This is a genomic window from Herbidospora cretacea (assembly GCF_001570605.1).
GTDB classification, from domain to species: domain Bacteria; phylum Actinomycetota; class Actinomycetes; order Streptosporangiales; family Streptosporangiaceae; genus Herbidospora; species Herbidospora cretacea.
In genome coordinates this window covers 44,860-70,067 of the sequence record NZ_BBXG01000005.1, presented here as the reverse complement: position 1 = coordinate 70,067, position 25,208 = coordinate 44,860, and the positions used below count along the sequence as shown (strand labels likewise).

22 protein-coding genes are annotated in these 25,208 nt (G+C 71.0%); 11 read left to right on the top strand and 11 right to left on the bottom strand.

The features are described 5' to 3' along the window. Positions 1-10: 10 nt before the first annotated feature. On the bottom strand, positions 11-1,456 hold the full coding sequence (locus tag AW270_RS11375) for an endo-1,4-beta-xylanase (protein ID WP_245674672.1): 1,446 nt from the start codon (positions 1,454-1,456) through the stop codon (positions 11-13). Positions 1,457-1,662: 206 nt separating this feature from the next. Here AW270_RS11375 and AW270_RS11370 point away from each other — a divergent pair, with 206 nt between their 5' ends. The 3 genes from AW270_RS11370 (at position 1,663) to ctaD (ending at position 5,176) form a co-directional block, all read left to right on the top strand. Beyond that, positions 1,663-2,316, top strand: a complete 654-nt coding sequence (locus AW270_RS11370) for a response regulator transcription factor (protein WP_061293693.1) — start codon at positions 1,663-1,665, stop codon at positions 2,314-2,316. Then, the gene (locus AW270_RS11365; protein ID WP_061293691.1) at positions 2,313-3,392 is read left to right on the top strand and encodes an ATP-binding protein; all 1,080 of its coding nucleotides are present in this window, start codon (positions 2,313-2,315) and stop codon (positions 3,390-3,392) included. The genes AW270_RS11370 and AW270_RS11365 overlap by 4 nt, the downstream gene beginning before the upstream one ends. Before the next feature lie 119 nt (positions 3,393-3,511). Next, positions 3,512-5,176 carry an aa3-type cytochrome oxidase subunit I gene (gene ctaD / locus AW270_RS11360; protein WP_061293689.1) on the top strand — a complete coding sequence of 555 codons (1,665 nt, stop codon included), beginning with the start codon at positions 3,512-3,514 and terminating at the stop codon, positions 5,174-5,176. A 210-nt stretch (positions 5,177-5,386) separates the two neighbouring features. On the opposite strand, the gene AW270_RS11355 is transcribed toward ctaD, so the two are convergent. Genes AW270_RS11355 through AW270_RS11345 form a run of 3 tightly spaced genes read right to left on the bottom strand, consistent with a single transcriptional unit; the run spans position 5,387 to position 7,356 of the window. Then, a complete protein-coding gene (locus AW270_RS11355; RefSeq protein WP_061293687.1) occupies positions 5,387-6,061 on the bottom strand; it encodes a VOC family protein in 675 nt (224 codons plus the stop codon). Positions 6,062-6,113: 52 nt separating this feature from the next. Then, positions 6,114-6,713, bottom strand: coding sequence for a TetR/AcrR family transcriptional regulator (locus AW270_RS11350; RefSeq protein WP_061293685.1), 600 nt, complete (start codon positions 6,711-6,713; stop codon positions 6,114-6,116). A 1-nt stretch (position 6,714) separates the two neighbouring features. Next, positions 6,715-7,356 carry a biliverdin-producing heme oxygenase gene (locus tag AW270_RS11345; protein WP_061293683.1) on the bottom strand — a complete coding sequence of 214 codons (642 nt, stop codon included), beginning with the start codon at positions 7,354-7,356 and terminating at the stop codon, positions 6,715-6,717. Between the two features lie 192 nt (positions 7,357-7,548). Here AW270_RS11345 and lon point away from each other — a divergent pair, with 192 nt between their 5' ends. From lon to AW270_RS11315, 6 genes are all read left to right on the top strand, one after another. Continuing rightward, on the top strand, positions 7,549-9,921 hold the full coding sequence (lon, locus tag AW270_RS11340; protein ID WP_061293681.1) for an endopeptidase La: 2,373 nt from the start codon (positions 7,549-7,551) through the stop codon (positions 9,919-9,921). Between the two features lie 112 nt (positions 9,922-10,033). Further along, positions 10,034-10,990, top strand: a complete 957-nt coding sequence (locus AW270_RS11335; protein ID WP_061293680.1) for a GlxA family transcriptional regulator — start codon at positions 10,034-10,036, stop codon at positions 10,988-10,990. Next, positions 10,991-11,620, top strand: coding sequence for a DJ-1/PfpI family protein (locus tag AW270_RS11330; RefSeq protein ID WP_061293678.1), 630 nt, complete (start codon positions 10,991-10,993; stop codon positions 11,618-11,620). 102 nt (positions 11,621-11,722) lie between these two features. Beyond that, positions 11,723-12,292 carry a hypothetical protein gene (locus tag AW270_RS11325; RefSeq protein WP_061293676.1) on the top strand — a complete coding sequence of 190 codons (570 nt, stop codon included), beginning with the start codon at positions 11,723-11,725 and terminating at the stop codon, positions 12,290-12,292. Between the two features lie 135 nt (positions 12,293-12,427). Then, the gene (locus AW270_RS11320) at positions 12,428-13,930 is read left to right on the top strand and encodes an acyl-CoA synthetase (protein WP_245674671.1); all 1,503 of its coding nucleotides are present in this window, start codon (positions 12,428-12,430) and stop codon (positions 13,928-13,930) included. A 120-nt stretch (positions 13,931-14,050) separates the two neighbouring features. Then, on the top strand, positions 14,051-15,457 hold the full coding sequence (locus AW270_RS11315; protein ID WP_061293672.1) for a S1C family serine protease: 1,407 nt from the start codon (positions 14,051-14,053) through the stop codon (positions 15,455-15,457). Between the two features lie 113 nt (positions 15,458-15,570). On the opposite strand, the gene cydC is transcribed toward AW270_RS11315, so the two are convergent. Genes cydC through AW270_RS11295 form a run of 4 tightly spaced genes read right to left on the bottom strand, consistent with a single transcriptional unit; the run spans position 15,571 to position 20,730 of the window. After that, positions 15,571-17,250 (bottom strand): thiol reductant ABC exporter subunit CydC, encoded by a 1,680-nt coding sequence (gene cydC / locus AW270_RS11310; RefSeq protein ID WP_245674670.1) that lies wholly within the window; start codon positions 17,248-17,250, stop codon positions 15,571-15,573. Further along, positions 17,247-18,848, bottom strand: coding sequence for a thiol reductant ABC exporter subunit CydD (gene cydD, locus AW270_RS11305; protein ID WP_061293670.1), 1,602 nt, complete (start codon positions 18,846-18,848; stop codon positions 17,247-17,249). Before cydD ends, cydC begins: the two co-directional genes overlap by 4 nt. Positions 18,849-18,861: 13 nt before the next feature. Continuing rightward, positions 18,862-19,554: a cytochrome d ubiquinol oxidase subunit II gene (locus tag AW270_RS11300; RefSeq protein WP_061293669.1), complete on the bottom strand. Its 693-nt coding sequence runs from the start codon at positions 19,552-19,554 to the stop codon at positions 18,862-18,864. Between the two features lie 9 nt (positions 19,555-19,563). After that, positions 19,564-20,730, bottom strand: a complete 1,167-nt coding sequence (locus tag AW270_RS11295; protein WP_061293667.1) for a cytochrome ubiquinol oxidase subunit I — start codon at positions 20,728-20,730, stop codon at positions 19,564-19,566. Between the two features lie 80 nt (positions 20,731-20,810). Between AW270_RS11295 and AW270_RS11290 the strand changes: the two genes are divergently transcribed. Continuing rightward, the gene (locus AW270_RS11290) at positions 20,811-21,134 is read left to right on the top strand and encodes a PadR family transcriptional regulator (protein ID WP_082801479.1); all 324 of its coding nucleotides are present in this window, start codon (positions 20,811-20,813) and stop codon (positions 21,132-21,134) included. Here AW270_RS11290 and AW270_RS39835 read toward each other — a convergent pair. Further along, on the bottom strand, positions 21,125-21,796 hold the full coding sequence (locus AW270_RS39835; protein ID WP_063819174.1) for a permease prefix domain 1-containing protein: 672 nt from the start codon (positions 21,794-21,796) through the stop codon (positions 21,125-21,127). The genes AW270_RS11290 and AW270_RS39835 overlap by 10 nt on opposite strands. Positions 21,797-21,836: 40 nt before the next feature. Then, positions 21,837-23,045: a pentapeptide repeat-containing protein gene (locus AW270_RS11280; RefSeq protein ID WP_082801478.1), complete on the bottom strand. Its 1,209-nt coding sequence runs from the start codon at positions 23,043-23,045 to the stop codon at positions 21,837-21,839. A 363-nt stretch (positions 23,046-23,408) separates the two neighbouring features. Between AW270_RS11280 and AW270_RS11275 the strand changes: the two genes are divergently transcribed. Next, positions 23,409-23,774, top strand: a complete 366-nt coding sequence (locus tag AW270_RS11275) for a thioredoxin family protein (RefSeq protein ID WP_061293660.1) — start codon at positions 23,409-23,411, stop codon at positions 23,772-23,774. A 52-nt stretch (positions 23,775-23,826) separates the two neighbouring features. On the opposite strand, the gene AW270_RS11270 is transcribed toward AW270_RS11275, so the two are convergent. Next, entirely contained in the window at positions 23,827-25,161 is a 1,335-nt protein-coding gene (locus tag AW270_RS11270; RefSeq protein WP_439649048.1) for a class II 3-deoxy-7-phosphoheptulonate synthase, read from the bottom strand. Positions 25,162-25,208 lie beyond the last annotated feature (47 nt).

Here is a 25,208-nt window from a genome sequence, read left to right as displayed (position 1 = left end):
GTTCAGGGGGTCACGCGCGGGTCCACCGCTGGTTGGCGCTGCCGTTGCAGCTCGCCACGGTCACCGTGCTGGAGTTGCCGGTGCCGCCGACGGCCAGGCACAGGTTGTTCGCGGCGCTGGTGACGGTGCCGTTGGAGTTGAAGACCCACTGCTGGTTGCTGTTGCCGTGGCAGTCCCAGAGCTGGACCCGGGTGCCCGACCCGGCGCCGGTCGGGGAGTCCAGGCACTTGCCGAGGGTCTGGAGCTGCCGTCCCGAGCTGTAGGCGAACATCTGGTTCGGGTTGGTGTGGCAGTCGTAGATCTGCAGCAGGGTGCCGTTCGCCGAGGCGCTGTTCGGCGAGTCCACGCATCGGCCCGCCCCCTCGTTGCGCAGCCGGAAGGAGGTCCCGGGGCTGACCGTCGGGGTCGGGGTGGGGTTGGGCGAGGGGGTGACCGTCGGCGTGGGGCCGGTGGTCGGGGCGGCGTTGAGCGCGTTCAGCACGGCGGTGTAGGCGGGCTTCTTGTTGCCGCCGCTGAACAGCAGCGGGGTGTCGCCCGACCGCCAGGAGTCCTGGTCGCGGACGCCCCACACGGTGATGCCGGTGCACCGCGCCACCGCCAGGCAGTCGTTCACCACGGCGGCGTAGGTCGTCGCCGACGCGCCCTGGATGTCGAGCTCGGTGATCTGCACGTCGACGCCGAGCGCGGCGAAGCTGGAGATGGTCGTGCGGAAGTTGCTGTTGTACGGGCTGCCGCTGTTGAAGTGGGCCTGGAGCCCGACGCAGTCGATCGGCACGCCGCGCTGCTTGAAGTCGCGGACCATGTTGTAGACGCCCTGCGTCTTGGCCCACGTCCAGTTGTCGATGTTGTAGTCGTTGTAGCAGAGCTTGGCGGCCGGGTCGGCGGCCCGCGCGGTGCGGAAGGCCACCTCGATCCAGTCGTTGCCGGTCCGCTGGAGGTTGGAGTCGCGCCGCCCGCCGGAGTTGCCGTCGGCGAAGGCCTCGTTGACCACGTCCCAGGCGTAGATCTTGCCCCTGTAGTAGCCCATCACGCCGTTGATGTGGTCGATCATCGCCTGGCGCAGGGAGCTCCCGGACGTCTGCTCCATCCAGGACGGCTGCTGGGAGTGCCAGGCCAGCGTGTGACCGCGCACCCGCTTGCCGTTCTGCACCGCCCAGTTGTAGACCCGGTCGGCGGCCTGGAAGTTGAACTGCCCCCGATTGGGCTCGGTGGCGTTGATCTTCATCTCGTTCTCGGCCGTGATCATGTTGAACTCGGCGTTGGCGATCGAGGTGTACTGCGAGTCGCCGAGCCTGCTCGCGCTGATCGCGGTGCCGAAGTAGCGGCCGCTCTGCTGGGCCGAGGCGCCCAGGGTGCTCGCGGCGCTGGCGGGTGTGGACGTGACCACCACGGCCAGGCCGGCCGTCAGGACGCCCACGGCCCCGACGGCGAGGGCATTGCGCAATCGTAACCTCATGCCTGTACCTCCACAGAGCATCGATCGGCAGGTGAGTGCTCGTCAGTGTGAGAAATGTAACGAAACGTGTCAATGAAAGGTCGAAAGTTTCGGTACGTTTCGGGAGCCGCGACGCTGTGAACTGGGCTGATCCGGCGGCCTCCGGTGAAACTTTCCTCGCGGTGGTCTTAACGCCGGTGTAACCCCGGAAGCGGTACCAACGGGGCATGCGAGTCTTGGTGGTGGAGGACGAGCGCGACCTGGCCGACCTCGTCGGCGAGGGCCTGCGCAGGCACGCGATGGCCGTCGACGTGGTCTACGACGGCGCCGCCGCGGCCGAACGCCTCGCGGTGCACGACTACGACGTCGTCGTCCTCGACCGCGACCTGCCCGAGGTGCACGGCGACGACATCTGCCGCGACCTGGCCGAACGCGGCAGCCGGACCCGCATCCTCATGCTGACGGCCTCGGCCTCGGTCCCCGACCGGGTCGCCGGCCTGGGCATGGGCGCCGACGACTACCTGCCCAAACCGTTCGACTACGCCGAACTGGTCGCGCGGGTGCGGGCCCTCGGCCGGCGCAGCCGCGAACCGGTGCCGCCCGTGCTGACCCGCCACGGCATCGTGCTGGACACCCGCCATATGCAGGCCGCCCGCGACGGCCGCCACCTGCACCTGTCGCTCAAGGAGTTCGCCGTCCTGGAGGCGCTGCTGCGGGCCGAGGGCGCTGTGGTCAGCGCCGAACGGCTGCTGGAGCTGGCCTGGGACGAGCACGCCGACCCCTTCACCACGGTCGTCCGGGTCGTGGTCAGCCGGTTGCGCGGCAAACTCGGCGACCCGCCGTGCATCCGGACCGTGCCGGGAGCGGGGTACACGCTGTGAGGACGATCCGGGTGCGGCTCACGCTGACGTACACGGCGCTGTTCCTGCTGACCTCCGCCGTGCTGCTGGTGAGCGTCAACCTGTCGCTGCACCACCGGCTCACCGTCGAGACGCGCCCGCGGGCGCCGGTCGCGCCGCTCCCTCCCGGCCCGCCGCCCGCGCCCGAGCCGGGCGCGCTCATCGCGCGGGAGGTGGTCACCTACCAGTGGGAGGCGGCCGGGGTCGCCATCGTCGTGATGGCCGTGGTGTCGCTGGCGGTCGGCTGGTTCTTCGCCGGGCGCATGCTCCGGCCGGTGCACCGCATCACCGCGACGGCCCGCCGCCTGTCCCTGTCGAACCTGCACGAACGCATCGCCCTGGCCGGTCCGCGCGACGAACTCCGCGAGCTTGCCGACACCTTCGACGAGATGCTGGCCCGGCTGGAACGCTCGGTGGAGGGCCAGCGCCGCTTCATCGCCACCGCCTCCCACGAACTGCGCACGCCCCTCGCCGTGCAGCGCGCCGCCATCGAGATCGGGCTCCCCGACGACGTCGGCCCGATCAAGGGCAAGCTGCTGGCCGCCAACCGGCGCAGCGAACGCCTCATCGACGCGCTGCTCGTGCTCGCCCAGGCCGAACACGGGCTGGACGCCCCGGCGGTCGTCGACCTGGACGAGGTCGTCCGGTTCGCGGTGGCCGAACTCGACCACGGCGACGTGACGGTCACCACGCGCACGGAGCCCTGCGAGGTGCTGGGCGACCGGACCCTGCTGCACCGCCTGGTCACCAACCTGGCCGACAACGCCGTCCGCCACAACGTGCCGGGCGGCACGGCCGCGATCACCCTCGCGGGCGGGACGCTGCGCGTGGTGAACACCGGCCCGGTCGTCCCGCCGGAGAGGTTCGGCGACCTGTTCGCGCCCTTCCGCCGCATCGGCACGACCCGGACCCAGGGCGCCGGGCTGGGCCTGTCGATCGCCGCCGCCATCGCCGGCGCGCACGGCGCCTCGGTCCAGGCGAGCCCCCATCCGGGAGGCGGTCTGGAACTCGTCGTGGATTTCGCCGAATTCAGGAACGGGCAAAATTCCGGGAAATGAGGTGTGGCGCGGCGGAAACGCGCCTCTGATTGGCCGTCGAACGGCGCGGGTATTCGATTTTTCAGCCGCCCATTTTCGTCCGGGCGTGGGCTCCCGAATTGAGAGACAGGCGCGCTGACATGACCGTACAAGAGCCGATCACCTCGCCTCTGGCCCCGGTGAAGCGGGGCAAGGGAACCGTCATCGTGTCGTGGCTGACCACGACCGACCACAAGGTGATCGGCTATCTCTACCTCATCTCCGCGTTCGGGTTCTTCGTCATCGCGGGCGTGATGGCCCTGCTCATCCGGGCCGAACTGGCCCATCCGGGTCTCCAGATCGTCAGCAACGAGCAGTACAACATGCTGTTCACGCTGCACGGCACGCTCATGCTGCTGCTGTTCGCGACGCCGTTGTTCGCCGGTTTCGCCAATGTCGTCATGCCGTTGCAGATCGGCGCGCCCGACGTCGCCTTTCCCCGGTTGAACGCGGTCAGTTACTGGCTTTTCCTTTTCGGCGGCCTGATGGTGACCGCGAGCCTGTTCTCCGCGGAGGGCGCGCCGTCATTCGGCTGGACGGCTTATTCGCCGCTGTCGAGCGCGACCTACAATCCGCAGAACGGCGGCGACCTGTGGATCATGGGGCTGGTGCTGTCGGGCCTCGGCACGATCCTGGGCGCGGTCAACTTCATCACCACGATCATCACCATGCGGGCGCCCGGCATGACGATGTTCCGGATGCCGATCTTCACCTGGAACGTCCTGCTGACGAGCGTGCTGGTGCTCATCGCGTTCCCGGTGCTGGCGGCGGCGCTGCTCGTGCTGGAGGCCGACCGGAAGCTGGGCGCCCACGTCTTCGACGCCCCGACCGGCGGGGCCATGCTGTGGCAGCACCTGTTCTGGTTCTTCGGCCATCCCGAGGTCTACATCGTGGCGCTGCCGTTCTTCGGCATCGTCACCGAGATCATCCCGGTCTTCGCCCGCAAACCGCTCTTCGGCTACGTCGGCCTGGTCGGCGCGACGATCTCGATCACCGGCCTGTCGGTCACCGTGTGGGCCCACCACATGTTCGCCACCGGACAGGTGCTGCTGCCGTTCTTCTCGTTCATGTCGTTCCTGATCGCGGTGCCGACCGGGGTGAAGTTCTTCAACTGGGTCGGCACGATGTGGCGCGGCCACCTGTCGTTCGAGCCACCCATGCTGTTCGCGATCGGCTTCCTGGTGACGTTCCTGTTCGGCGGGCTCACCGGCGTCATCCTGGCCAGCCCGCCGCTCGACTTCCAGGCCCACGACTCCTATTTCGTGGTGGCCCACTTCCACTACGTGCTGTTCGGCACGGTCGTGTTCGCCATGTTCGGCGGCTTCTACTTCTGGTGGCCCAAGTGGACCGGCCGGATGCTCGACTTCCGGCTCGGCCGCTGGCACTTCTGGCCGCTGTTCATCGGCTTCCACACCACGTTCCTGGTCCAGCACTGGCTGGGCATCGAGGGCATGCCGCGACGGTACGCCGACTACAGCGCCGTCGACGGCTTCACCACCCTGAACGTGATCTCGTCGGTGGGCGCGCTCATCCTGGGCGTCTCGACCCTGCCGTTCCTGTTCAACGTCTGGTACACCGCGAAGTACGCGCCGAAGGTCGAGGTGGACGACCCGTGGGGCTTCGGCAACGGCCTCGAATGGGCGACGTCGTGCCCCCCGCCGCGCCACAACTTCCACCGCATCCCGCCGATCAGGTCGGAGCGGCCGGCGTTCGACCTCAAGTATCCCCACGTCAACCGGGGCATGCGCAGGATCCCCAGTGGATGAGGAGCGCGTCCTGGCCGAGATGGAACGCCACTTCCGCGCCCATGACCGCAGGTTCGCCGCCAGGATCGACCGGATGAACGCCACCGGCGCCAACGTGGCCCGTGGCCACTTCAGCCGGGACGTCTCCCGCCGGGAACTGGTGCTGCTGGTGCTGGCCACCCTCCTCACGGCCGCGCTGATGGGCGTGGTGACGTTCCTGGTCCACCGGGATCAGCCGAGCAGGCAGAACTCGTTGCCGTCGGGATCGGCCATGAGCACCCGTCCCTCGGCGTCGCCGAGCCGGGTCGCGCCGAGGGCCAGCAGCCGGTCGATCTCCACGTGGGCGATGTCGAAGTGCAGCCGGTTCCTGCCGGTCTTCACCGGCAGCGGCGGGCCGCCCCAGGTGATCTTCGGGCCGCCGTGCGGCGACCGGATGGCGGTCTCCTCGTCCTGGTCCCACACCAGGGGCCAGCCCAGGGCCGCGCTCCAGAAGTAGCCGACCGCCTGCGACCCGTCGCACGCGAGCGCCCCGATGAACCCGCACTCGGCGAGGAACGTGTTGGTCGCCTCGGTGACGCAGAACTCGTTGCCCTCGGGGTCGGCGAGCACGATGTGCCCCTCCTCGGGGCGCTGCCCGACGTCGATGTGCCGGGCGCCCAGGGCCAGCGCCCTGGCCACGGTCGCCTGCTGCTCCTCGTCGGTGTCGCTGGTGAGGTCGAAGTGCATCGGGTTCTGCCGGGTCTTCGGCTCCAGCGTCGGCAGGAACCGCAGCCGGAAGCCGGTGTCGTCGGCGGGCAGCAGCGTGGTGTCGCCGTCCGCCTTCCAGCCGAGGAACTCGCCCCAGAACCGGGCGAGCGCGGGTGGGTCGTGCGCGTCGATGGACAGCGCGGCAAGCTGAGGGGTCATCCGTCCGACGCTAGTCGCGGAGAATGCGGCGGTTCCACCGAATTTTCCGCGTCTAATCTCCGCGCCCGAGGGCGCGCAGGCAGAAGGCCGAGACGAACTCCTCGGCCTCCTCCAGGGTGCGGGCGCCCTCGGTCAGGGGGATGCGTTCCGAGCCCAGGACCGACAGCACCGCCCGTGCCGCGGCCTCCACGTCGGGGGTCTGGAACTCGCCCGAGTCGACGCCGGTCTGGATGATCTCCCGCAGGATCGCCTGCATGGGGGCGACGTGGGCGGCCAGGCGCTGGTAGGCGTCGGGGCCCAGGGTGGCGGAGAGGTCGGCGGCTCCCGGGTGGGGGTGGGCGACCAGGCCGGTGAGCTGGAGGCGGATGAAGGCGCGCAGCCGGACCGACGGCGAGGCGTCGGCGGGGAGGTCGCGGGCGTAGCTCTCGACGAAGTAGTGGGTGACCCGTTCGGTGAAGGCCAGCAGCAGGGCCGTCTTGTCGGGGAAGTAGTTGTAGAGGACGGTGCGGGTGATGCCCGCCTCGGCCGCGAGCTCGGTCATCGAGATCGCGTCGATGCCCTGCCGGCGGGCCAGGCGCGCGATCGCCTCCAGGATCTTCTCCTGGGTCCGCGCGCGGTGCTCGCCGATCGTGGCGGCCGAGATCCGGGGCACGTCAGGCCGCCACCGCGGCCACCCGGCCCAGGTCGCCGAGGACCTCGGTGTTGAGCTGGTAGGCCAGGCGGGTCTCGCGGATCATCCGCTGGCGGCCGGCCTCGTCGAGGGTCTCGCCGAGGACGTCGAGACGGCGGCGGTACTCGTCCTTGAAGCGGGGGAGGCTGCCGATGTCGAAGTGGTAGAAGTCCACCCCGCCCCCCTTGCCGTAGCCGTAGATCTTCTGCAGCTCCATCCGGATGAACTGGCCGCCGGACAGGTCGCCGAGGTACCGAGTGTAATGGTGGGCCACATATCCGCCCGGCCAGTCGGAGGCCTGGTTGATCCGGGCGACGAGGGTCTGGGTCGGCTTGCTGGGGGCGATGCGGCCGGCCCAGTCGTCGCCGTAGATCGTCCGGAGGTCGCGGACGAGCGCCTCTTCGCGGTAGAGCTCGGGGAAGACGAACGCCCCGGCGACCGGGTCGCCGGCCAGGCGCCTGGACGCGCCGTCGAGGGCCACGTAGGCGAAGTAGTGCTGGGCGACCATCTCGCCGTAGGCCTCGGGACTAAGCCTGCCCGCCATCAGGTTCTTCAGGTAGCTGTCGTCCTCCGCGGACTCGTGGTCGGTCCAGGTCGCGGTCCGCAGGACCTCGGCAAAACCCATCGCAGGCTCCTCAGCGTGTCGTTCATGACGAAGTGTCACAAACCTTCGCCGCGATCGTCAACAGGTTGATGACAGTGTGTCGTTAAACCTGATTACACGATTACGATCGCTCTCAGCGAACTCACGCAATCTTGGGAACACCATGGGACTCGCCTTAGTTGAGCGCATATAACTCAAGGCTGAGGAGTACGCATGACTGAGATCCTTCCCGTCCTGCCGCTGGACGACGAGGTCGTCCTGCCCGGCATGGTCGTCCCCCTCGATCTGTCCGACTCTGAGGTGCGCGCGGCCATCGAGGCCGCCCAGGCCACCGGGGCCAAGAAGCCCCACGTCCTCCTGGTTCCCCGCATCGACGGGCACTACGGGGCGGTCGGCGTCAGCGCCGTCGTCGAGCAGGTCGGAAGGCTGCCCGGAGGCGAGCCCGCCGCCGTGGTGAGGGGCGTGTCGCGCGCCCGCGTGGGCACCGGCACGACCGGTCCCGGCGCGGCCCTGTGGGTTGAGGCCACCATCGTGCCCAAGAGCACCGACGAGCCCGACGCCAAGGTGAGCTCCCTGATGAAGGAGTACAAGGCGCTCACCACCACGATCCTGCAGAAGCGCGGCGCCTGGCAGGTCGTCGACCAGGTCAACGGCATCGACGACGCCTCGGTCCTGGCCGACAGCTCCGGCTACGCGCCCTGGCTGTCGACGGCCCAGAAGCTGCTGCTCCTGGAGACCGCCGACGCCGGCGAGCGGCTGGAGAAACTCGTGGGCTGGGCCCGCGACCACCTGGCCGAGGTCGACGTGGCCGAGACGATCCGCAAGGACGTCCAGGAGGGCATGGAGAAGCAGCAGCGCGAGTTCCTGCTCCGCCAGCAGCTCGCGGCGGTCCGCAAGGAACTGGCCGAGCTGAACGGCGACCCCGAGACCGAGGAAGAGGACTACCGGGCCCGGGTCGAGGCGGCCGACCTGCCCGGGAAGGTGCGTGAGGCGGCCCTCAAGGAGGTCGACAAGCTGGAGCGCACCTCCGACCAGTCGCCCGAGACCGGCTGGATCCGCACCTGGCTCGACACCGTGCTCGACCTGCCGTGGAACGACCGCACCGAAGACGCCTACGACATCGCGGGCGCCCGCGCGATCCTCGACGCCGACCACACCGGCCTCGACGACGTGAAGGACCGCATCATCGAATACCTGGCGGTCCGCAAGCGCCGCGCCGACCAGGGGCTCGGCGTCGTCGGCGGCCGGCGGTCCGGCGCGGTGCTCGCGCTGGCCGGGCCTCCCGGAGTCGGCAAGACCTCGCTCGGCGAGTCGGTCGCGCGGGCCATGGGCCGCAAGTTCGTCCGGGTCGCCCTCGGCGGCGTCCGCGACGAGGCGGAGATCCGCGGCCACCGCCGCACCTACGTCGGCGCGCTGCCCGGCCGCATCGTCCGGGCGATCCGCGAGGCCGGGTCGATGAACCCGGTCGTCCTGCTCGACGAGGTCGACAAGGTCGGCGCCGACTACCGGGGCGACCCCACCGCCGCCCTGCTGGAGGTGCTCGACCCGGCGCAGAACCACACGTTCCGCGACCACTACCTGGAGGTCGAGCTCGACCTGTCCGACGTGCTGTTCCTGGCCACCGCCAACGCCCTGGAGCAGATCCCCGGCCCGCTGCTCGACCGCATGGACATCGTGACGCTCGACGGCTACACCGAGGACGAGAAGGTCGTCATCGCCCGCGACCACCTGCTGCCCCGGCAGCTGGAGAAGGCCGGGCTGACCGGCGACGAGGTCACGATCGACGACGAGGCGCTGCGCCGCGTGGCGGGCGAGTACACCCGCGAGGCGGGCGTGCGCTCGCTGGAGCGGGCGGTCGCGCGGGTGCTCCGCAAGGTCGCCGCGGCGGTCTCGCTGGGCGACAAGACCCTGCCGCTGACCGTCACCGTCGACGACCTGGTCGGCTACCTCGGCCGCCCCAGGCACGTGCCCGAGTCGTCGCTGCCCGAGTCGCGCCAGCGCACCTCGGTGCCCGGCGTCTCGACCGGCCTCGCGGTGACCGGCGCGGGCGGCGACGTCCTCTACGTCGAGGCGTCGCTGGCCGACCCGGAGACCGGCCAGACCGGGGTGACCCTGACGGGTCAGCTCGGCGACGTGATGAAGGAGTCGGCCCAGATCGCGCTCTCCTACCTGCGCTCGCGCGGCGCGGAGCTGGAGCTGCCGGTCGGGTCGCTGAAGGACCGCCAGGTCCACATCCACGTCCCGGCGGGCGCGGTGCCGAAGGACGGCCCCTCGGCCGGCGTCACCATGACGACCGCGCTGGCCTCGCTGCTCAGCGGGCGGCCGGTCAGGAACGACGTGGCGATGACCGGTGAGGTGTCGCTGACCGGCCGGGTCCTCCCGATCGGCGGCGTCAAGCAGAAGCTGCTGGCCGCCCACCGGGCGGGCATCACGACCGTCCTGATCCCGGCCCGCAACGAGCCGGATCTCGACGACGTCCCGGCCGAGGTGCTGGCCGATCTGGAGGTCCACGCCGTCAGCGATGTGCGTGAGGTTCTGGAGATCGCGCTTACTCCGGCGACGGTGGGGCAGTCGGCCGCAGCGTAACGCCGCAGGACCCGAAGGGGGCTCCCGGGACAGGGGAGTCCCCTTCGTCATGTCCTGATCTGCAAGGTCCGTGTCGTTGCGGCCAGCGCGCGGCGGCTCCCAGGATGGGGGCATGCGGGTCGTCATCGTCATCACCGAGGGGTTCCAGCACCTCGACCTGGCCGGTCCGGCCGACGTGTTCGCCACGGCGCGGCTGGTCTGCCGGGAGGCGGCGTACACGATCGAGGTGACCTCAGCCGTCGCCGGGCCGGTCCGCTCCTCCAACGGGCTGGTCACGCAGGTGGAGACCCCGATCGACCAGATCGGGGGGCCGATCCACACGCTGCTGGTCGCGGGCGGGCGCACCATCGACGACCACCTGCGCGACCCCGTCCTGGTCGAGGGGGTCCGGCGGCTGGCGGCCGGAGCGGCCCGCACCGGATCGGTCTGCACGGGCGCCTTCGTGCTCGCCGAGGCCGGGCTGCTCGACGGCGGGCGGGCGACCACCCACTGGCTCGCCGCCGACGACCTGAGCCGGAGATACCCGGCCGTCACGACCGACCCCGACGCGATCTACGTCAGGAGCGGCGACGTCTGGACCTCGGCGGGCGTCACCGCCGGCATCGACCTGGCCCTGGCGATGGTCGCCGACGACCACGGCCACGACGTCGCCCGGCACATCGCCCGGGGCCTGGTCGTCTACCTGCACCGCCCCGGCGGGCAGTCGCAGTTCTCGGCGCCGATCCAGGCCGTGCCGAAGACCGAGCCGCTGAAGGAGCTGCAGGCCTGGATCGACGAACACCCCGGCGAGGACCTCAGCGTGCCGGCCCTGGCCCGCCGGATGAACCTGAGCGAACGCCACTTCTCCCGCGTCTTCACCGACCAGACCGGCATGCCCCCCGGCCGCTACGTCGAGCTCGCCCGCACCGGCGCGGCCCGGCGGCTGCTGGAGACCACCGACGAACCGCTCGACGTCGTCGCCCGGCGCACCGGCCTCGGCCTGCCCGAGAGCCTCTACCGGGTGTTCCGCCGCCACCTGCGCGTTTCCCCCGGCGACTACCGTCGCCGCTTCCGGATCAAGGAGCACTAGATGCGCATCGCCGTCCCCCTCTACCCCGGCTTCACCGCGCTCGACGCGGTCGGGCCCTACACCGTGCTGGCGTTCGCGCCCGGCTGCGAGGTCACCTTCGTCGCCGGGGACACCGGGCCGGTCGCCGACGACCAGGGCAGCCTGTCGATCACCGCCACCGCGACCTACGACGACCTGCCCGACCCCGACGTGATCGTCGTCCCGGGCGGCCCCGGCACGGTCCCGGCGATGGGCGACGCCCGCCTCGTCGGCTGGATCAGGGCCGCCCACGCGACGACCAGGTTCACCACCTCGGTGTGCAGCGGCGCGTTCCTGCTCGCGGCGGCCGGGCTGCTGGAGGGCCTCCCGGCCACCACCCACTGGGGGTTCCGCGACCGGCTGGCCGACCTCGGCGTCGTCCCGGTCGCCGAGCGCGTCGTCACCCGGGGGAAGGTGGTCACCGCCGCCGGGGTGTCGGCGGGCCTGGACATGGCGCTCGTGCTGCTGGCCCTCCTGCGCGACGAGGAGACCGCCAGGGCGGTGCAGCTCGCGATCGAGTACGACCCCGCCCCGCCCTTCACTTCCGGCTCGGCCTCGACCGCCTCTCCTGAGCTGCGGGAACGCGCGCTGAGCCTGATCGCCGGGGTGTGACCTGCGGTTTCTAGTGAGCTTCAAGTCAGTCGCTACTCACCCGCTATCGGGACGGATTATTCCTTTCCTTGTCAAAATCCTCGTCCCGAGAGGAATCCGGAAATGCGATTCATCAAGAAGCTCCTGGTGACCGGTGGCGTCGCCGCCGCGCTCATCACCGGCGCCGTCGTCGCGCCGGCGACCGCCAGTGCGTCCCCGTTCGTCGGACACTGGGGTCCCTACTTCTCCGCCGACCACAAGGCCGAGGCCGAGGGCAAGTACGTCCTCGACCACGAGAAGAAGAAGGTCTGGTACTGGGAGAAGTTCAAGAAGCCCATCAAGAAGTGCTGGTGGAAGCACGGCGAGAAGAAGTGCAAGATCGTCGGCTGGAAGTGGGACAAGAAGTGGTCCTGGAAGTGGGAGTCCTACACCAAGATCACGGTCAAGGGTGAGCTCACCAACCACAAGCCGTGGGGCGACCACAAGTACAAGTGCGCCTGGGCCGTCTTCAAGATCGAGCACCTCGACGGTCACACGTCCTTCGAGAAGTTCAAGAACTGCCACAAGGGCGGCGACTGGATCGGGTTCACCGAGAGCGACGTGAACACCATCGACGTCCAGGTCTCCCGTGGCAACCACTTCGGCCCCAAGGGCTTCTTCGGCCCCTGGTCCCCGGTCTACGCGGCTGTCTGAGCTGCTGAAACCCCCCAATCGGTAGGCTGAGCGGTCTACTGAACGGCCCGCGCCACCCCGGCGCGGGCCGTTTCCCTTTGCACGCCGACGATCACCGAGTACCGTTCGGTCATGTATCCGGGTGCCGTCGCCGCTGTGAGCCCTGACAAACCCGCCGTGATCATGGCCGGCTCCGGCCGGGTGGTCACCTACCGGGAACTCGACGAGGAGTCCAACCGCCTCGCCCACCTGCTGCGCGAGGCCGGGCTGCGGCCCGGCGACCACATCGCGTTCATGCTCGAGAACCACCCGATGTTCCTGGTGATCGCGTGGGCGGCCCAGCGCTCCGGGCTGTTCTACACGGCGATCAGCTCCCGGCTGCGGGCGGGCGAGCTGACGTACATCGTGGAGAACTGCGAGGCCAAGGCGTTCATCAGCTCGGCGGCGTGCGCCGAGGCCGCCGCCGCGGTGACCGGCCCCCCGGTCAGGCTCATGCTCGACGGGACGGTGCCCGGCTTCCTCCCGTACGAGGACGCGGTCGCCCCCATGCCCGCCACGCCCGTGGCCGACGAGGTGCAGGGCATCGACATGCTCTACTCCTCGGGCACCACCGGGCGGCCGAAGGGCGTCAAGCCCGACTGGGTGGCCCGGCCGCTCGACGAGCCCGGCCCCCTGATGAAGCTGATCGGCTTCCTGTTCGCGCCCACGGCCGACAGCGTCTACCTGTCGCCGGCGCCGCTCTACCACGCCGCCCCGCTGCGCTACTCGCTCACCTTCCAGCGCTTCGGCGCGACCGTCGTCGTGATGGACCGCTTCGACCCCGAACAGGCCCTGGCCGCCGTCGAGAAGTACGGCGTCACCCACTCCCAGTGGGTGCCGACCCACTTCATCAAGTTCCTGAAGCTCCCGGCCGAGACCCGCGCCCGCTTCGACCTGTCCACGCTGGCCTACGCCATCCACGCCGCCGCGCCCTGCCCGATCCCGGTCAAGGAGCGGATGATGGCCTGGTGGGGGCCCATCATCCACGAGTACTACGCGGGCACCGAGGGCAACGGCTTCGTGTACGCCGGCCCGCACGACTGGCTCGCCCACAAGGGCACCGTGGGACGGCCCCTGCTCGGCAAACTCCACATCCTCGACTCCGAGGGCGAGGAACTGGCCCCGGGGGAGACCGGCGTCGTCTACATCTCCGACGGGCCCCGGTTCGTCTACCACGGAGACCCGGAGAAGACCGCCGCCGCGTACGACCCGAAGGGCCGGGGCTGGTCGACGCTCGGCGACATCGGCCACCTCGACGAGGAGGGCTTCCTCTACCTGACCGACCGCAGCTCCTACATGATCATCTCCGGCGGGGTGAACATCTACCCGCAGGAGGCGGAGAACCTGCTGGCGATCCATCCGAAGGTCGCCGACGTGGCCGTCTTCGGGGTGCCCGACGAGGAGATGGGCGAGCAGGTGAAGGCGGTCGTCGAGCCCGCCGACCCCGCGTCGGCCGGTCCTGAGCTGGAGGCCGAGCTGATCGCCCACTGCCGCGAGAACCTGGCCCACTACAAGTGCCCGAGGTCGGTGGACTTCCGGACGGAGCTGCCCCGGCACCCCACCGGAAAGTTGTACAAACGAATTTTGCGCGACGAATACTGGCCGGAGCAGCACAGATAAGGAAGCCGTTCGGTTTCGCCAGGTCAGACCCCTGATCGCTTAAGCGGGCCTTATCGAGGGTTTGCCATCTTAGAACCACCGGCCCAAGGAAGCCGGGAATCCGGTAAGGGGATGGCAGAGATGAGCGCTGACGAGCGGCGGGAGAACGAACAGGGGACCACCGAGGTCCTGGACGCACGGGGCTGGAGCCAGTTCGGCCGACGGGCCCCGCAGCACGGCGACTACCGGGCCGACCAGCCCACCCCACAGTTCGCGCCGCCCCCGCCACCGCAGGAGCCGGGCCCCATCCAGGGCCACGTCGGGGCGAACCCGATCGGGAACACCGCCGTCTACGGCCTCCCGCCCGTCCCGCCGGAGCCGCCCCGCCACCAGCGGTCCGACGGCCGCGCCTGGAAGAGGGGCGTCTCGGTGCTCGCACTGGCGGCCGTGGCATTGGGCGGTGGGGTCGCGGGGGCCCTCGTCACCAACGCGCTGGACGACGACGCGACGCCGGTGGCGGTCAGCCCGATCGCCAACAACGGCGCCCCGGTGAAGGCGCCCCCGATGGCCGGCACGATCGCGGCGGTCGCCAAGGCCGTGCAGCCGTCGGTGGTCATGATCACCGTCTCCTCGGGCCAGGGCCAGGGCGAGGGCTCGGGCGTGATCCTCTCGGCCGACGGGCTGATCCTCACCAACAACCACGTGGTCGCCGGCGCCGGTGCCAACGCCCAGATGCAGGTCAAGTTCAGCGACGGCCGCACCGCCCAGGCGACCCTGGTCGGCACCGACCCCACAACCGACATCGCGGTCATCCGCGCCACCGGCGTCACCGGCCTGACCGCCGCCTCACTGGGCGACAGCGACGCCCTCCAGGTGGGCGAGTCGGTCCTGGCGATCGGCAGCCCGCTCGGCCTCGAAGGCTCCGTGACCTCGGGCATCGTGTCGGCCCTCGACCGCACCGTCACCTCGGGCGGCGGCGGTGGCGGCGGCCCGCGGGAACTGCCCCCGGGCTGGGGCGACGGCGGTTTCGGCGGGCAGCAGGAGCAGCAGGCCGAGCCGACCACCACCATCGGCGGCATGGTCCAGACCGACGCGGCGATCAACCCCGGCAACTCGGGCGGCGCCCTGGTCAATGCGTCCGGCCAGGTCATCGGCATCAACACGGCGATCGCCACCTCGGGCGGCGGCAACGGCAACATCGGCGTGGGCTTCGCCATCCCGATCAACACCGCCAGGAACGTCGCCGACCAGCTCATCAAGACCGGCAAGGCGGTCCACGCCTACCTCGGCGTCGGCGTCGCCGACGCCACCGGCGACACCCCCGGCGCCCTGGTGTCGACGGTCGAGCCGAACGGCCCCGCCGCCAAGGCGGGCCTCCAGCAGGGCGACATCATCACCAAGGTCGACAGCACCCCGATCGACGCGGGCGAGACCGTCGTCGGGATCATCCGGGGCCAGGCCCCCGGCGACAAGGTGACCGTGAGCTACGTCCGGAACGGTCAGGCGGGTACGGCGACGATCACTCTGGAGGAGAAGACGACGAACTGACACGGGAGAGATCTCTCGGGTAAGGGACACAGGGAGTCCGGCGGCGCCCCCCAGCACAGGGGGGCGCCGCCGGTCTTTCCGTGTGTGCGGAGACGTGCCGGGGGCCCGCGTGATCAGGTGTCTCTGATCATGTTCTCGGCGTCCCAGAGCTCGCGGTAGTAGCCGCCCTCCGCCAGCAGCTCGGCGTGGGTGCCGCGCTGGACGACCAGCCCGTCTTCCAGGACGACGATCTCGTCGACCTCCTCCAGCCCGCGCAGCCGGTGGGTCACCAGGAGCGTGGTGCGCCCTCGGGTGGCGTCGAGCAGGTCGCCCGTCAGGGCGTCGGCGGTGGTCTCGTCGAGCGCCTCGGCCGGTTCGTCGAGCAGCAGGACCGGTGGGTCGTAGAGGAGGGCGCGGGCCAGGGCAAGGCGCTGGATCTGGCCGCCCGACAGGGTGCGTCCGTCCTCGCCCAGCTGGACGTCCCAGCCCGCACGGTCGGCGAACGCGTCGAGCCTGGCCTCCCGGACCGCGCGTTCGAGGTCCTCCTCCCCGGCGTGCGGGCCCGCGAGGCGGAGGTTGTCGCGGAAGGTCGTCTGGAAGACGTAGGGGTCCTGGGTGAGGCCGGTCATCATCGCGCGGGCGTCGTCGGCCGAGATCCGGCGCAGGTCGACGCCGTTGACGGTGATCGTTCCCGACACGATGTCGACGGTCCGCATCAGGGCCGAGAGCAGCGTGCTCTTGCCCGCCCCGCTCGGACCCACGACGGCGACCCGCCTGCCCGGCGTCAGGGTCAGGCTGACCCCGCCCAGCGCGGGCCGGTCGCCGTGGCGGACGACGAGGTCCTCGACGACCACCGTCAGCGGTCCCTCCGGCCGGGGCAGCGGCTCGGCGAGCGCGGGCACCGCCGGGGGAGTGGCCTCGATCTCCCGCAGCCGCCGCACCGCCGCGAGCACCCCGGTCAGCCGTTCCCCGGCCGCCGCCAGCGGCAGCACCGGCTCGAACGACACCAATGACACCAGCGCGAGCACGGCGGTCGCGATCGAGCCCGCGTCGAGCGCCTTGGCCACCGCCACCACGATCACCACGGTGAGCCCCTGCACCAGCACCCCGGCGGCCAGCGCGGTCGCGTTGACCCGGGCCTGCCCGCGCTCCAGCCCGGCCAGCCGGTCGTCGGCCGCCGCGGCGGCGCCGAGCGCCCGCCCGGTCGCCCCGTAGGCCGCGAGGTCGGCCGACCCGTGCACGAGGTCGGCGGTGCGGGCGGCCAGGTCGGCCCGCGCGGGCGCCAGCCGGGCGGTCCACCGCCGGGCCAGCGCCGCCGTCGCCGCCGGGAGCAGCACCCCCGCCACGGCCAGCCCGCCCGCCAGCACGACCGCGGCCAGGGGCAGCAGGAAGGCCGCCACGACCACGGCCGTCACCCCCGTGACCAGGGCCGCGACGGCCGGCAGCAGGCACCGCACCAGCAGGTCCTGGACGGCGTCGGTGTCGTCGACCATCCGGCTGAGCAGATCGGCGCCCCGGTGGGGGAGCGGCCCGGCCGGGATGAGCGCGTCGTACAGGCGCTCCCGGGTCGCCGCCTGGGCGCGCAGCGCGACGTCGTGGCCGGACAGCCGTTCGGCGTAGCGGAAGACCCCACGCGAGGTCGCGAACGCCCGGACCGCCACGATCGCGACGGACAGGGCCGCCAGTTCGGGCTGCTGCGCGGCCCGCGTGATCAGCCAGGCGGCCGAGGCGATGAGCGCGAGCCCCGCCAGGTCGGCGGCCGACCCGGCCAGCGCGGCCACCAGCAGCCGCCGGTTCCACACCACACCGGTCACTTGATCACCCCGTCGTCCACCCGGATCACGCGGTCGGCCAGGGCGATCATCGCCGGGCGGTGGGCGACGATCACCGCCGTGCGGCCTTCGGCCAGGTGGCGGGTGGCGGAGATGACCGCCGCCTCGCTGCGGCCGTCGAGGCGGGCCGTGGGTTCGTCGAGGAGCAGCAGCCCCGCCTCGGGGCGGCAGAAGGCGCGGGCCAGGGCCAGGCGCTGGCGCTGTCCGGCCGACAGGTCGGCGCCGCGTTCGCCGATGACGGTGTCGTAGCCCTCGGGCAGATCGGTGACGAAGACGTCTGCCTGGGCGGCGACCGCCGCCGCCCGGATCTCCTCGGGGGAGGCCGCGCCGTCGAGCGAGATGTTGCCCGCGACCGAGGTGGCGAACAGGTGGGGACGCTGCGGCACGAAGGCCAGTCGGCGGCGCCACCGCTCCAGGTCGAGCGTGGCCAGGTCGACGCCGCCCACCAGGACCCGGCCCTCCGACGGGGTGACGAAGCCCAGCAGGACGTGGAGCAGCGTGCTCTTCCCCGCGCCGCTCTCGCCGACCAGCGCCACCCGTTCCCCCGGGCCGATGGTGAGCGACACGTCGATCAGCGCCGGGTCGTCGCGGCCCGGATAGCGCACCGTCACGCCTTCGAGGCGGATCTCCGGGACGCGCTCGGTCACCACCCCCGGCCGGGAGACGGCGGGCTCGGCGCCCTCCAGCAGCGCGAACGCCTGGTCGGCGGCGGTGACGCCCTCCATCGCGGCGTGGAACCGGGTGCCCATCGCGCGCAGGGGCAGGTAGGCCTCGGGGGCCAGCAGCAGCACGAGCAGCGCCGTCGTCAGGTCGAGCGAGCCCGACAGCAGCCGCAGGCCCACCGGGACCGCGACCAGCGCCAGGGACAGCGACGCGATCAGCTCCAGGACCAGGGACGACAGGAACGCCACCCGCAGGGTCCGCATCGTGGCCGACCGGTGCTGGCCGGCCACGTCGTGGATCACGGTCGCCTGGTAGCGGGCCCGGCCGAACGCCCGCAGGGTCGGCAGGCCGCGCACCACGTCGAGGAAGTGGCCGCCCAGCCGGGCCAGCGCGGCCCACTGCCTCTCGGTCACCGCCTTGGTCGTCATGCCGACCAGCGCCCCGAAGATCGGGATCAGCGGCACCGTCACCAGGACGATCAGCGCGGTCGTCAGGTCGGCTGCGAACAGCCGGACGATCACCGCCACCGGGACCACCGCGGCGACCGCGATCGAGGGCAGGTAGCCGGTCAGGTAGGGGTCGAGCGCGTCGAGGCCGCGCCCGGTCAGGGTGACGAGCTCGCCCGAGCGGGTCTCGGCGGGGCTCATGCCCTGGAAGCGGCGCAGGAGCCGGTGGCGCAGCTCCGATTTCACCCCGCTCGCGGTGGCCCCGGCCGCCACGCCCTGGATCCAGCCGAGCGCGCCCCGGGCCGCGATCACCACGGCCAGCCAGCCCAGCACCCCGACGGCGAACCGCCCCGACAGCACCCCGGCCAGCAGTTCGGCCTGCACCAGGACCAGCAGCCCGGCCACCACCGCCGCGCCCAGGCACACCGCCAGGTGGCGGCGCGGCAGCAGCCGGACCAGATCCCTGTGCACCCCAGCCCCCCGGTCAGAAGTAGGTGATGAGGGGGCCCTTCGCGAAGGCCCGCCACACCCAGATCTGCGCCCCGGCCATGACCGGGACGAACGGCAACACCATAAACGTCAGCATGGTCAGGTTCTCGGACGGGGCCGCGTTGCCGACCACCTCCGCCGCCATGCCGACCAGCGGCACCAGCGCGGGTACGGCCGCCAGCGCCCCCGTGACCAGCAGCGATCCCCCTCCGGTCAGCCGCCAGGCGAGGAACCTGCGGCCGTGGATCACGAACAGGGCGGCGATGAGCAGGCCGTACAGGAGACCGACGACGGCGGGGAAGTGGGCCAGGCCGGCCAGGATGAGACCCCAGGCCAGGCAGACGCCGAGGGAGCCGAGCGCGATCGCGTACTCCCAGAGGGCGGGGACGGCGAGGCGGCGGCGGAACCACAGGCCCGCGTCGCGGAGCACCCACGAGACCAGCAGCAGCACCACGGCGGCGTAGTTGGCGCTCAGGACGGTCTCCAGCGCCGGGAACGCGCCGAACAGCACCCCGGCGAAGGCGATCAGCCACACCTCGTTGGCCAGCACGAACGGGCCGATGGCGCCGATCGCCCGCTCCCGGTCGGGGGTGACCGGCAGCAGCAGGCCGACACCGAGGTCGAAGCCCTCCAGGGCGAAGTAGCCGGCCAGCAGCAGCGACAGGACGGCGAACCAGAGGATGTCCATCGGGCGCTCCTAGTACGTCAGGACGGGTTCGGGCGCCGGACGTTCTCCCAGCGCGATCTCGTGGGGCCCCCGCCGGACGATCCGCACGATCAGCAGGTAGTCGGCGACCGCCAGCAGCGACAGCACCCCCACGAACCCGACGAAGGAGAGGGTGATCTGGCCGCTGGTCAGCCCGGGGGTGATGGCGTCGGCGACCTTCAGGCGGTCCCAGATCATCCACGGCTGGCGGCCCGCCTCCCGGGCGATCCAGCCGAGGACGGCGGCGAGGAAGGGCAGCGGCGTGAGCGCGATGATCAGCGGGTGCAGCGCCCGCCAGCGCGGCGCCCACTTCACCACGATGACCAGGAGGAGCGCGGCGAGCTGGAGCAGGTGCCCGATCATGATCATGAAGCCGAGCGCCGCACCCGCCAGCGGCTTGTCGGTGAACTTGTCGGGCTGGACGCCGGACACCGGGCCGAACTGGGCGAACCCGAAACCGACCACCGCCATCGTGCCGACGAACGCGGTCCAGATGCCCATCCGCATCGAGCGGCTGAAGAGCGCCTGGTCGGGGGTCTTGCGGAACAGGTGGTAGGCGCTCACGCTCATCACCACGAACCCGCCCACGGTCAGCCCGGCCGACAGCACGTGGGGCAGCGCCATCGACAGCGACGGGTTGGTCAGCAGCGCGCCGAAGTCGTCGAGGCGCAGCACGTTCCCGTCGCCGACCGCACCGGCGGGGTGCTGGAGGAACGAGTTCGCCACCATGATCCAGAAGGCGGACGCGTAGGCGGTGAGCGTGACCATCCAGATCGTCGCGACGTGGAGCCACTTGGGCAGGCGGTGCCAGCCGAAGATCCACAGGCCGAGGAACGTGGACTCGAGGAAGAACGCGATCAGCGTCTCCAGCGCCAGCGGCGCGCCGAAGACGTCTCCGGCGTAGTGGGTCAGGCCGCTCCAGCTCAGCCCGAACTGGAACTCCATCACGATGCCGGTGACGATGCCGAGCGCGTAGTTGGTCACGTAGATCTGCCCCCAGAAGCGCGTCAGGCGCTCGTCGAGGGTGCTGCCGGTGCGGGCGAATCGGGTGTGCATGATCGCCACAAGGGGGGCCAGGCCCAGTGTGAGCACGACGAACAGGAAATGCAGGCTCCCCGTCACCGCGAACTGCAACCGGGCCAGGTCGAGGACGTCCATGGAAGGCTCCTTATGTCTGGCTACATATAGAGAGCCTACATGTAGACTGGCTACATGCCACACCCGGTTAAGGTGAACACGTGAACCCCGACGCGCTCCGTGGGCATATGGACGCCCTCCTGCTGTCCGTGGTGGAGCACGAGCCCCTCCACGGCTACGCGATCATCGAAGCCTTGCGCGAGCGTTCGGGCGGCGCTCTTGACGTTCCGACAGGGACTGTTTACCCAGCGTTGCGCCGCTTGGAGCGGGCCGGTTTCCTCGCCAGCGAGTGGGCCACCGTCGGGGGCCGCAAGAGAAGGACCTACCGGCTGACCGACGCGGGCCGGGCCGAGCTCGCGGGGGAGCGCACCGCCTGGACCAGCTTCACGCGCGTGATCGGCAAGGTGCTCGACCCTCAGACCTGAGGCGTCCCCGTCGTCGTCAGGCAGCGCGCCGCGCTCCACAGCTTCCAGCCCCAGAACGTCAGGCTGAGCCAGGTCGCCACCATCCCCGGCGGGTAGTCGGCGAACGCGGTCAGCACGTTGGCCGTGTTCGTCAGGGCCGTGCAGAGCACCGCCATCATCGGCAGCTGCCACCACACCAGGAACCCGAGCAGCCGCGCCATCCGCCGCGCCCGCCGGGTCCGCCGCAGCCGCCAGAGCGCCAGGCCCCCGGCCAGGCCGGTGAGCAGCTGCAGGACGTCGACCGTCTTGGCCACCACGTCGAACCAGGCCGGCCGCATCGCGTAGGAGGGCCCCGCCGGGAAGACCTGCCACAGGAACGTCCACATGAGCGCGAGCACGGGGGTGCCCAGGAAGAGCAGCAGGGCCGTGTGGCGGACCTGGGCGGCGGTCAGCTCCTCCTGGAACTCCGGCGCCACCTCGGCGACCGGGCCGAAGTCGGCGACCGCCCTGGCCTGGGCCTCGCCGGGAGACAGGCCGTCGGCGGCGTAGGCCTCGGCCGCGTCGAACAGGCCGTCGCGGGCCTCGGCGAGGAGGTCGCGCTTGGCCTGCCGGGGCCCCCGGAGCGTCTTGGCCAGCCGGGCGACGTAGTCGTCGACGGCGGCCGTGTCGAATGCGGTGTCCATGGTCGTCCGACAGGCTATGCGGGGACCCGGGGGCCTCACATCAGGGCGATCCCTGATCGGTCCCGGACGAATGGGCCCAGGTCCCGCCCTGCGTGACGGCGGGGCGGGGGTGCCGGTTCTGCTGCTGCGGCGTGGACGACCACAGCACCGCCGCCACCGCCACCAGCCCCAGCAGCGCCACCCAGGTCAGCCGGCTGAGGAACGTCCGCCGGAACGGCGGCCAGCTGAACCGCAGCTGCCGCCGGCCCCCCGGACTGGCCGCGAACACGCAGTCGCGCAGCCGCAGCCGCTCGGCGCCGACCACACCGGGCAGGTGGCAGCGGGTCAGGTCGGCGCCCTCGACGGTCAGCTCGTCGGCGTCGAGGCCGGTCATCGACAGGACCCTGACCGGGCCGCCCCTGCGGCTGACCTTCGACCGGCCCCGGCTGGTCAGGCCGGTGAGATCGAGGTCGGCGTCGCCCGCCCGCACGGTCAGGCGGCCGAGCACCCGAGCCTCGGACAGGTCGACCGGGCAGCCCGACACGTGGAGCTCCACCGGGCCGGTGGCCCTGGCCTGGTTCAGCGCCAGGGCGCGCCCGACCACGGCGGGGGCCAGGAACGCCTTCGCCCCGAACCTGACCGACTGGAACCCTGCCGCGCCCTCGAACGCGGTCTTCAGGAACGACACCGGCCGGGAGAACCGGGCCCCCCGGAACGTCGCGTCGCCCTGGAACCTGGCCTGGTCGAAGGAGCTGAACCCGTGGAACTCGGCCCCCCGGAACGACGCGGAGCCGAAACAGGCCTCGCCGAAAAGGGCGTCACTGGAGACGCTGGCCTCGTCCATCGAGAGGTGGCCGCGGACGCGGGAGCCGTACAGAGAAATCTCCCGGCTGAAACGCACGCCCTGAAATGAGACATTTCCCCTGAATCGGGTGCCGAAGAATGACGCGAGCGCCTCGAATCGCGCGTCGTCGAACGACGCGTCGCCATGGAAGGTGACGTCGCCGAAGCGGGCGGGGGAGGAGAACGTGGCCCGGTCGAAACGGGCCCGGCCCACGACGTTCTCCATCGCGGCCAGGATCTGGTCGAGCAGCCCGGGGGGCAGGGTCGTGCCGCGCAGGTCGAGGCACTGCCCCGGCCTCAGCGTGGCGAGATGGGCGTCGAGTTCATCGGCTTCCATGTGGGTCAGGCAGCGGTTGTGCGGCTGCCGCGACACCCCTACGCAGTCGGCGCTCGTGGCGCAGGTGCTCCAGGAAAGGAGTTGCCTCATGTCAAAGACTTACCCGCGAAAGGGAATCGACGCGATTTCTTTCCGGCGGTTTCGCGGTGTCCTGGCAAATGTGGCCACGGTGCCACACCCGGAAATGCGACGGCCCCGGGAAGGACTCCCGGGGCCGCATCTCATTCGTCGCCGAGCTGGGTGATGCGCGGAGGGCGCAGCGTGCTGAGGATCTCGTCGGTGCAGTTGCACGAGCCACAACCGGGGATCATGGTGGTCTCCTCGCTTCTTCGGGGCAGGGGTGGGACGCGGGACGTACCCCCGGCGTCGGCCGGGCAACCTGACCGGCGTGATAGGGCTTGGAATGCGGGGCGGCCCGGACGGGTTGCATCCCCATGAGGAAAGGAGTCGCGAGTGGCGACCATCGAGGTAACCGAGAGCAACTTCAACGAGATCGCCGACGACGGCATCGTGTTGCTCGACTTCTGGGCGGAGTGGTGCGGCCCCTGCAAGTCGTTCGGCCCGATCTTCGAGAAGGCCTCGGGCAAGCACGAGGACATCAAGTTCGGCAAGATCGACACTGAGGCCCAGCCCGCGCTGGCCCAGGGCTTCGACATCACGGCGATCCCGACCATCATGGCCATCCGTGACGGCATCGTGGTCTTCGCCCAGCCCGGCGCCCTCCCGGCCCCCGCGCTCGACGACCTGATCACCCAGGTGCGCGCCCTCGACATGGACGCGATCCGGGCCGAGATCAGCGCGGAGATGAAGAAGAACTAGCCCGGCCGGACGGAAAAGGCCCCCGAACCGGGGGCCTTTCGCGTTCCCGGGGTCAGTCGCCCCGGTAGAGCTCGGCCACGCGGAAGGCCAGGTCGAGCGACTGCGACCGGTTCAGGCGCGGGTCGCACGCCGTCTCGTAGCGCAGCGCCAGGTCCTCTTCGAGGATCTGGTGGCCGCCGCCGACACACTCGGTCACGTCGTCGCCGGTGAACTCGATGTGGATGCCGCCCGGGTGGGTGCCCAGCGCGCGGTGGACCTCGAAGAAGCCGGTCACCTCGTCGAGGACGTCGTCGAGCCGCCGGGTCTTGAAGCCGCCGCTCGCCTCGAACGTGTTGCCGTGCATCGGGTCGCAGATCCAGGTCACCACGGCGCCGCTCGCGGTCACCTTCTCCACCAGCGGCGGCAGGGCGTCGCGGACCTTGCCCGCGCCCATGCGGCTGATGAAGGTCAGCCGGCCCGGCTCGTTGGACGGGTTGAGCTTCTCGACCAGCGTCAGCGCCTCGTCGGCGGTGGTGGTCGGGCCCAGCTTGACCCCGATCGGGTTGCGGATCTTGCTGAAGAACTCGACGTGGGCGTGGTCGAGCTGGCGGGTGCGCTCGCCGATCCAGACCATGTGGGCCGACACGTCGTAGGGCAGGCCCGTGCGGCTGTCGATGCGGGTCATCGCGTGGTCGTAGTCGAGGATCAGCGCCTCGTGGGAGGAGTAGAACTCGACCGTGTGGAACTCCGCGGGCTCCGCGCCGCAGGCGGTCATGAACGCCAGCGCCTGGTCGATCTCCCGGGCCAGCCGCTCGTAGCGCTGACCGGCCGGCGAACCGGCCACGAAGTCCTGGTTCCAGGCGTGGACCTGGCGCAGGTCGGCGTAGCCGCCCTTGGTGAAGGCGCGGCCCAGGTTCAGCGTCACGGCCGAGGAGTGGTAGGCCCGCAGCAGGCGGCCCGGGTCGGGCACCCGCGACGCCTCGGTGAACTCGAACCCGTTGACCATGTCGCCCCGGTAGGCGGGCAGCTCCACGCCGTCGCGGGTCTCGGTGTTCTTCGACCGCGGCTTGGCGAACTGGCCGGCCAGCCGGCCGATCTTGACCACCGGCACGCGGCCGGCGTAGGTCAGCACGATCGCCATCTGGAGCAGCGTCTTGATCTTGTTGCGGACGTTGTCGGCGGTGGCGCCGGCGAACGTCTCGGCGCAGTCACCGCCCTGCAGGACGAACGCCTCGCCGCGCGCGACGGCCGCCAGCTCGTCTTTCAGCCGGTCGCACTCTCCGGCGAAGACCAGCGGCGGCAACCCGCGCAACTCGGTGACGACATCGTCGAGCGCGCCGCGGTCAGGCCACTCGGGCTGCTGGGCGGCGGGCAGGTCACGCCAGGTGTCGAGGTTGAGAGCGCTCACGACATTAGAGGTTATCGTTCCTTGTCCCGAAAACCGGCCTGCCATGT

What these genes read in the sequence shown, in the direction of transcription:
- AW270_RS11375 (WP_245674672.1), bottom strand. Translation starts at nt 1,456, where the DNA reads ATGAGGTTACGATTGCGCAATGCCCTCGCCGTCGGGGCCGTGGGCGTC.
- AW270_RS11345 (WP_061293683.1), bottom strand. Translation starts at nt 7,356, where the DNA reads ATGGGTTTTGCCGAGGTCCTGCGGACCGCGACCTGGACCGACCACGAG.
- AW270_RS11335 (WP_061293680.1), top strand. Translation starts at nt 10,034, where the DNA reads ATGCGGGTCGTCATCGTCATCACCGAGGGGTTCCAGCACCTCGACCTG.
- lon (WP_061293681.1), top strand. Translation starts at nt 7,549, where the DNA reads ATGACTGAGATCCTTCCCGTCCTGCCGCTGGACGACGAGGTCGTCCTG.
- ctaD (WP_061293689.1), top strand. Translation starts at nt 3,512, where the DNA reads ATGACCGTACAAGAGCCGATCACCTCGCCTCTGGCCCCGGTGAAGCGG.
- AW270_RS11300 (WP_061293669.1), bottom strand. Translation starts at nt 19,554, where the DNA reads ATGGACATCCTCTGGTTCGCCGTCCTGTCGCTGCTGCTGGCCGGCTAC.
- AW270_RS11280 (WP_082801478.1), bottom strand. Translation starts at nt 23,045, where the DNA reads ATGAGGCAACTCCTTTCCTGGAGCACCTGCGCCACGAGCGCCGACTGC.
- AW270_RS11295 (WP_061293667.1), bottom strand. Translation starts at nt 20,730, where the DNA reads ATGGACGTCCTCGACCTGGCCCGGTTGCAGTTCGCGGTGACGGGGAGC.
- AW270_RS39835 (WP_063819174.1), bottom strand. Translation starts at nt 21,796, where the DNA reads ATGGACACCGCATTCGACACGGCCGCCGTCGACGACTACGTCGCCCGG.
- AW270_RS11330 (WP_061293678.1), top strand. Translation starts at nt 10,991, where the DNA reads ATGCGCATCGCCGTCCCCCTCTACCCCGGCTTCACCGCGCTCGACGCG.
- AW270_RS11325 (WP_061293676.1), top strand. Translation starts at nt 11,723, where the DNA reads ATGCGATTCATCAAGAAGCTCCTGGTGACCGGTGGCGTCGCCGCCGCG.
- AW270_RS11315 (WP_061293672.1), top strand. Translation starts at nt 14,051, where the DNA reads ATGAGCGCTGACGAGCGGCGGGAGAACGAACAGGGGACCACCGAGGTC.
- AW270_RS11370 (WP_061293693.1), top strand. Translation starts at nt 1,663, where the DNA reads ATGCGAGTCTTGGTGGTGGAGGACGAGCGCGACCTGGCCGACCTCGTC.
- AW270_RS11355 (WP_061293687.1), bottom strand. Translation starts at nt 6,061, where the DNA reads ATGACCCCTCAGCTTGCCGCGCTGTCCATCGACGCGCACGACCCACCC.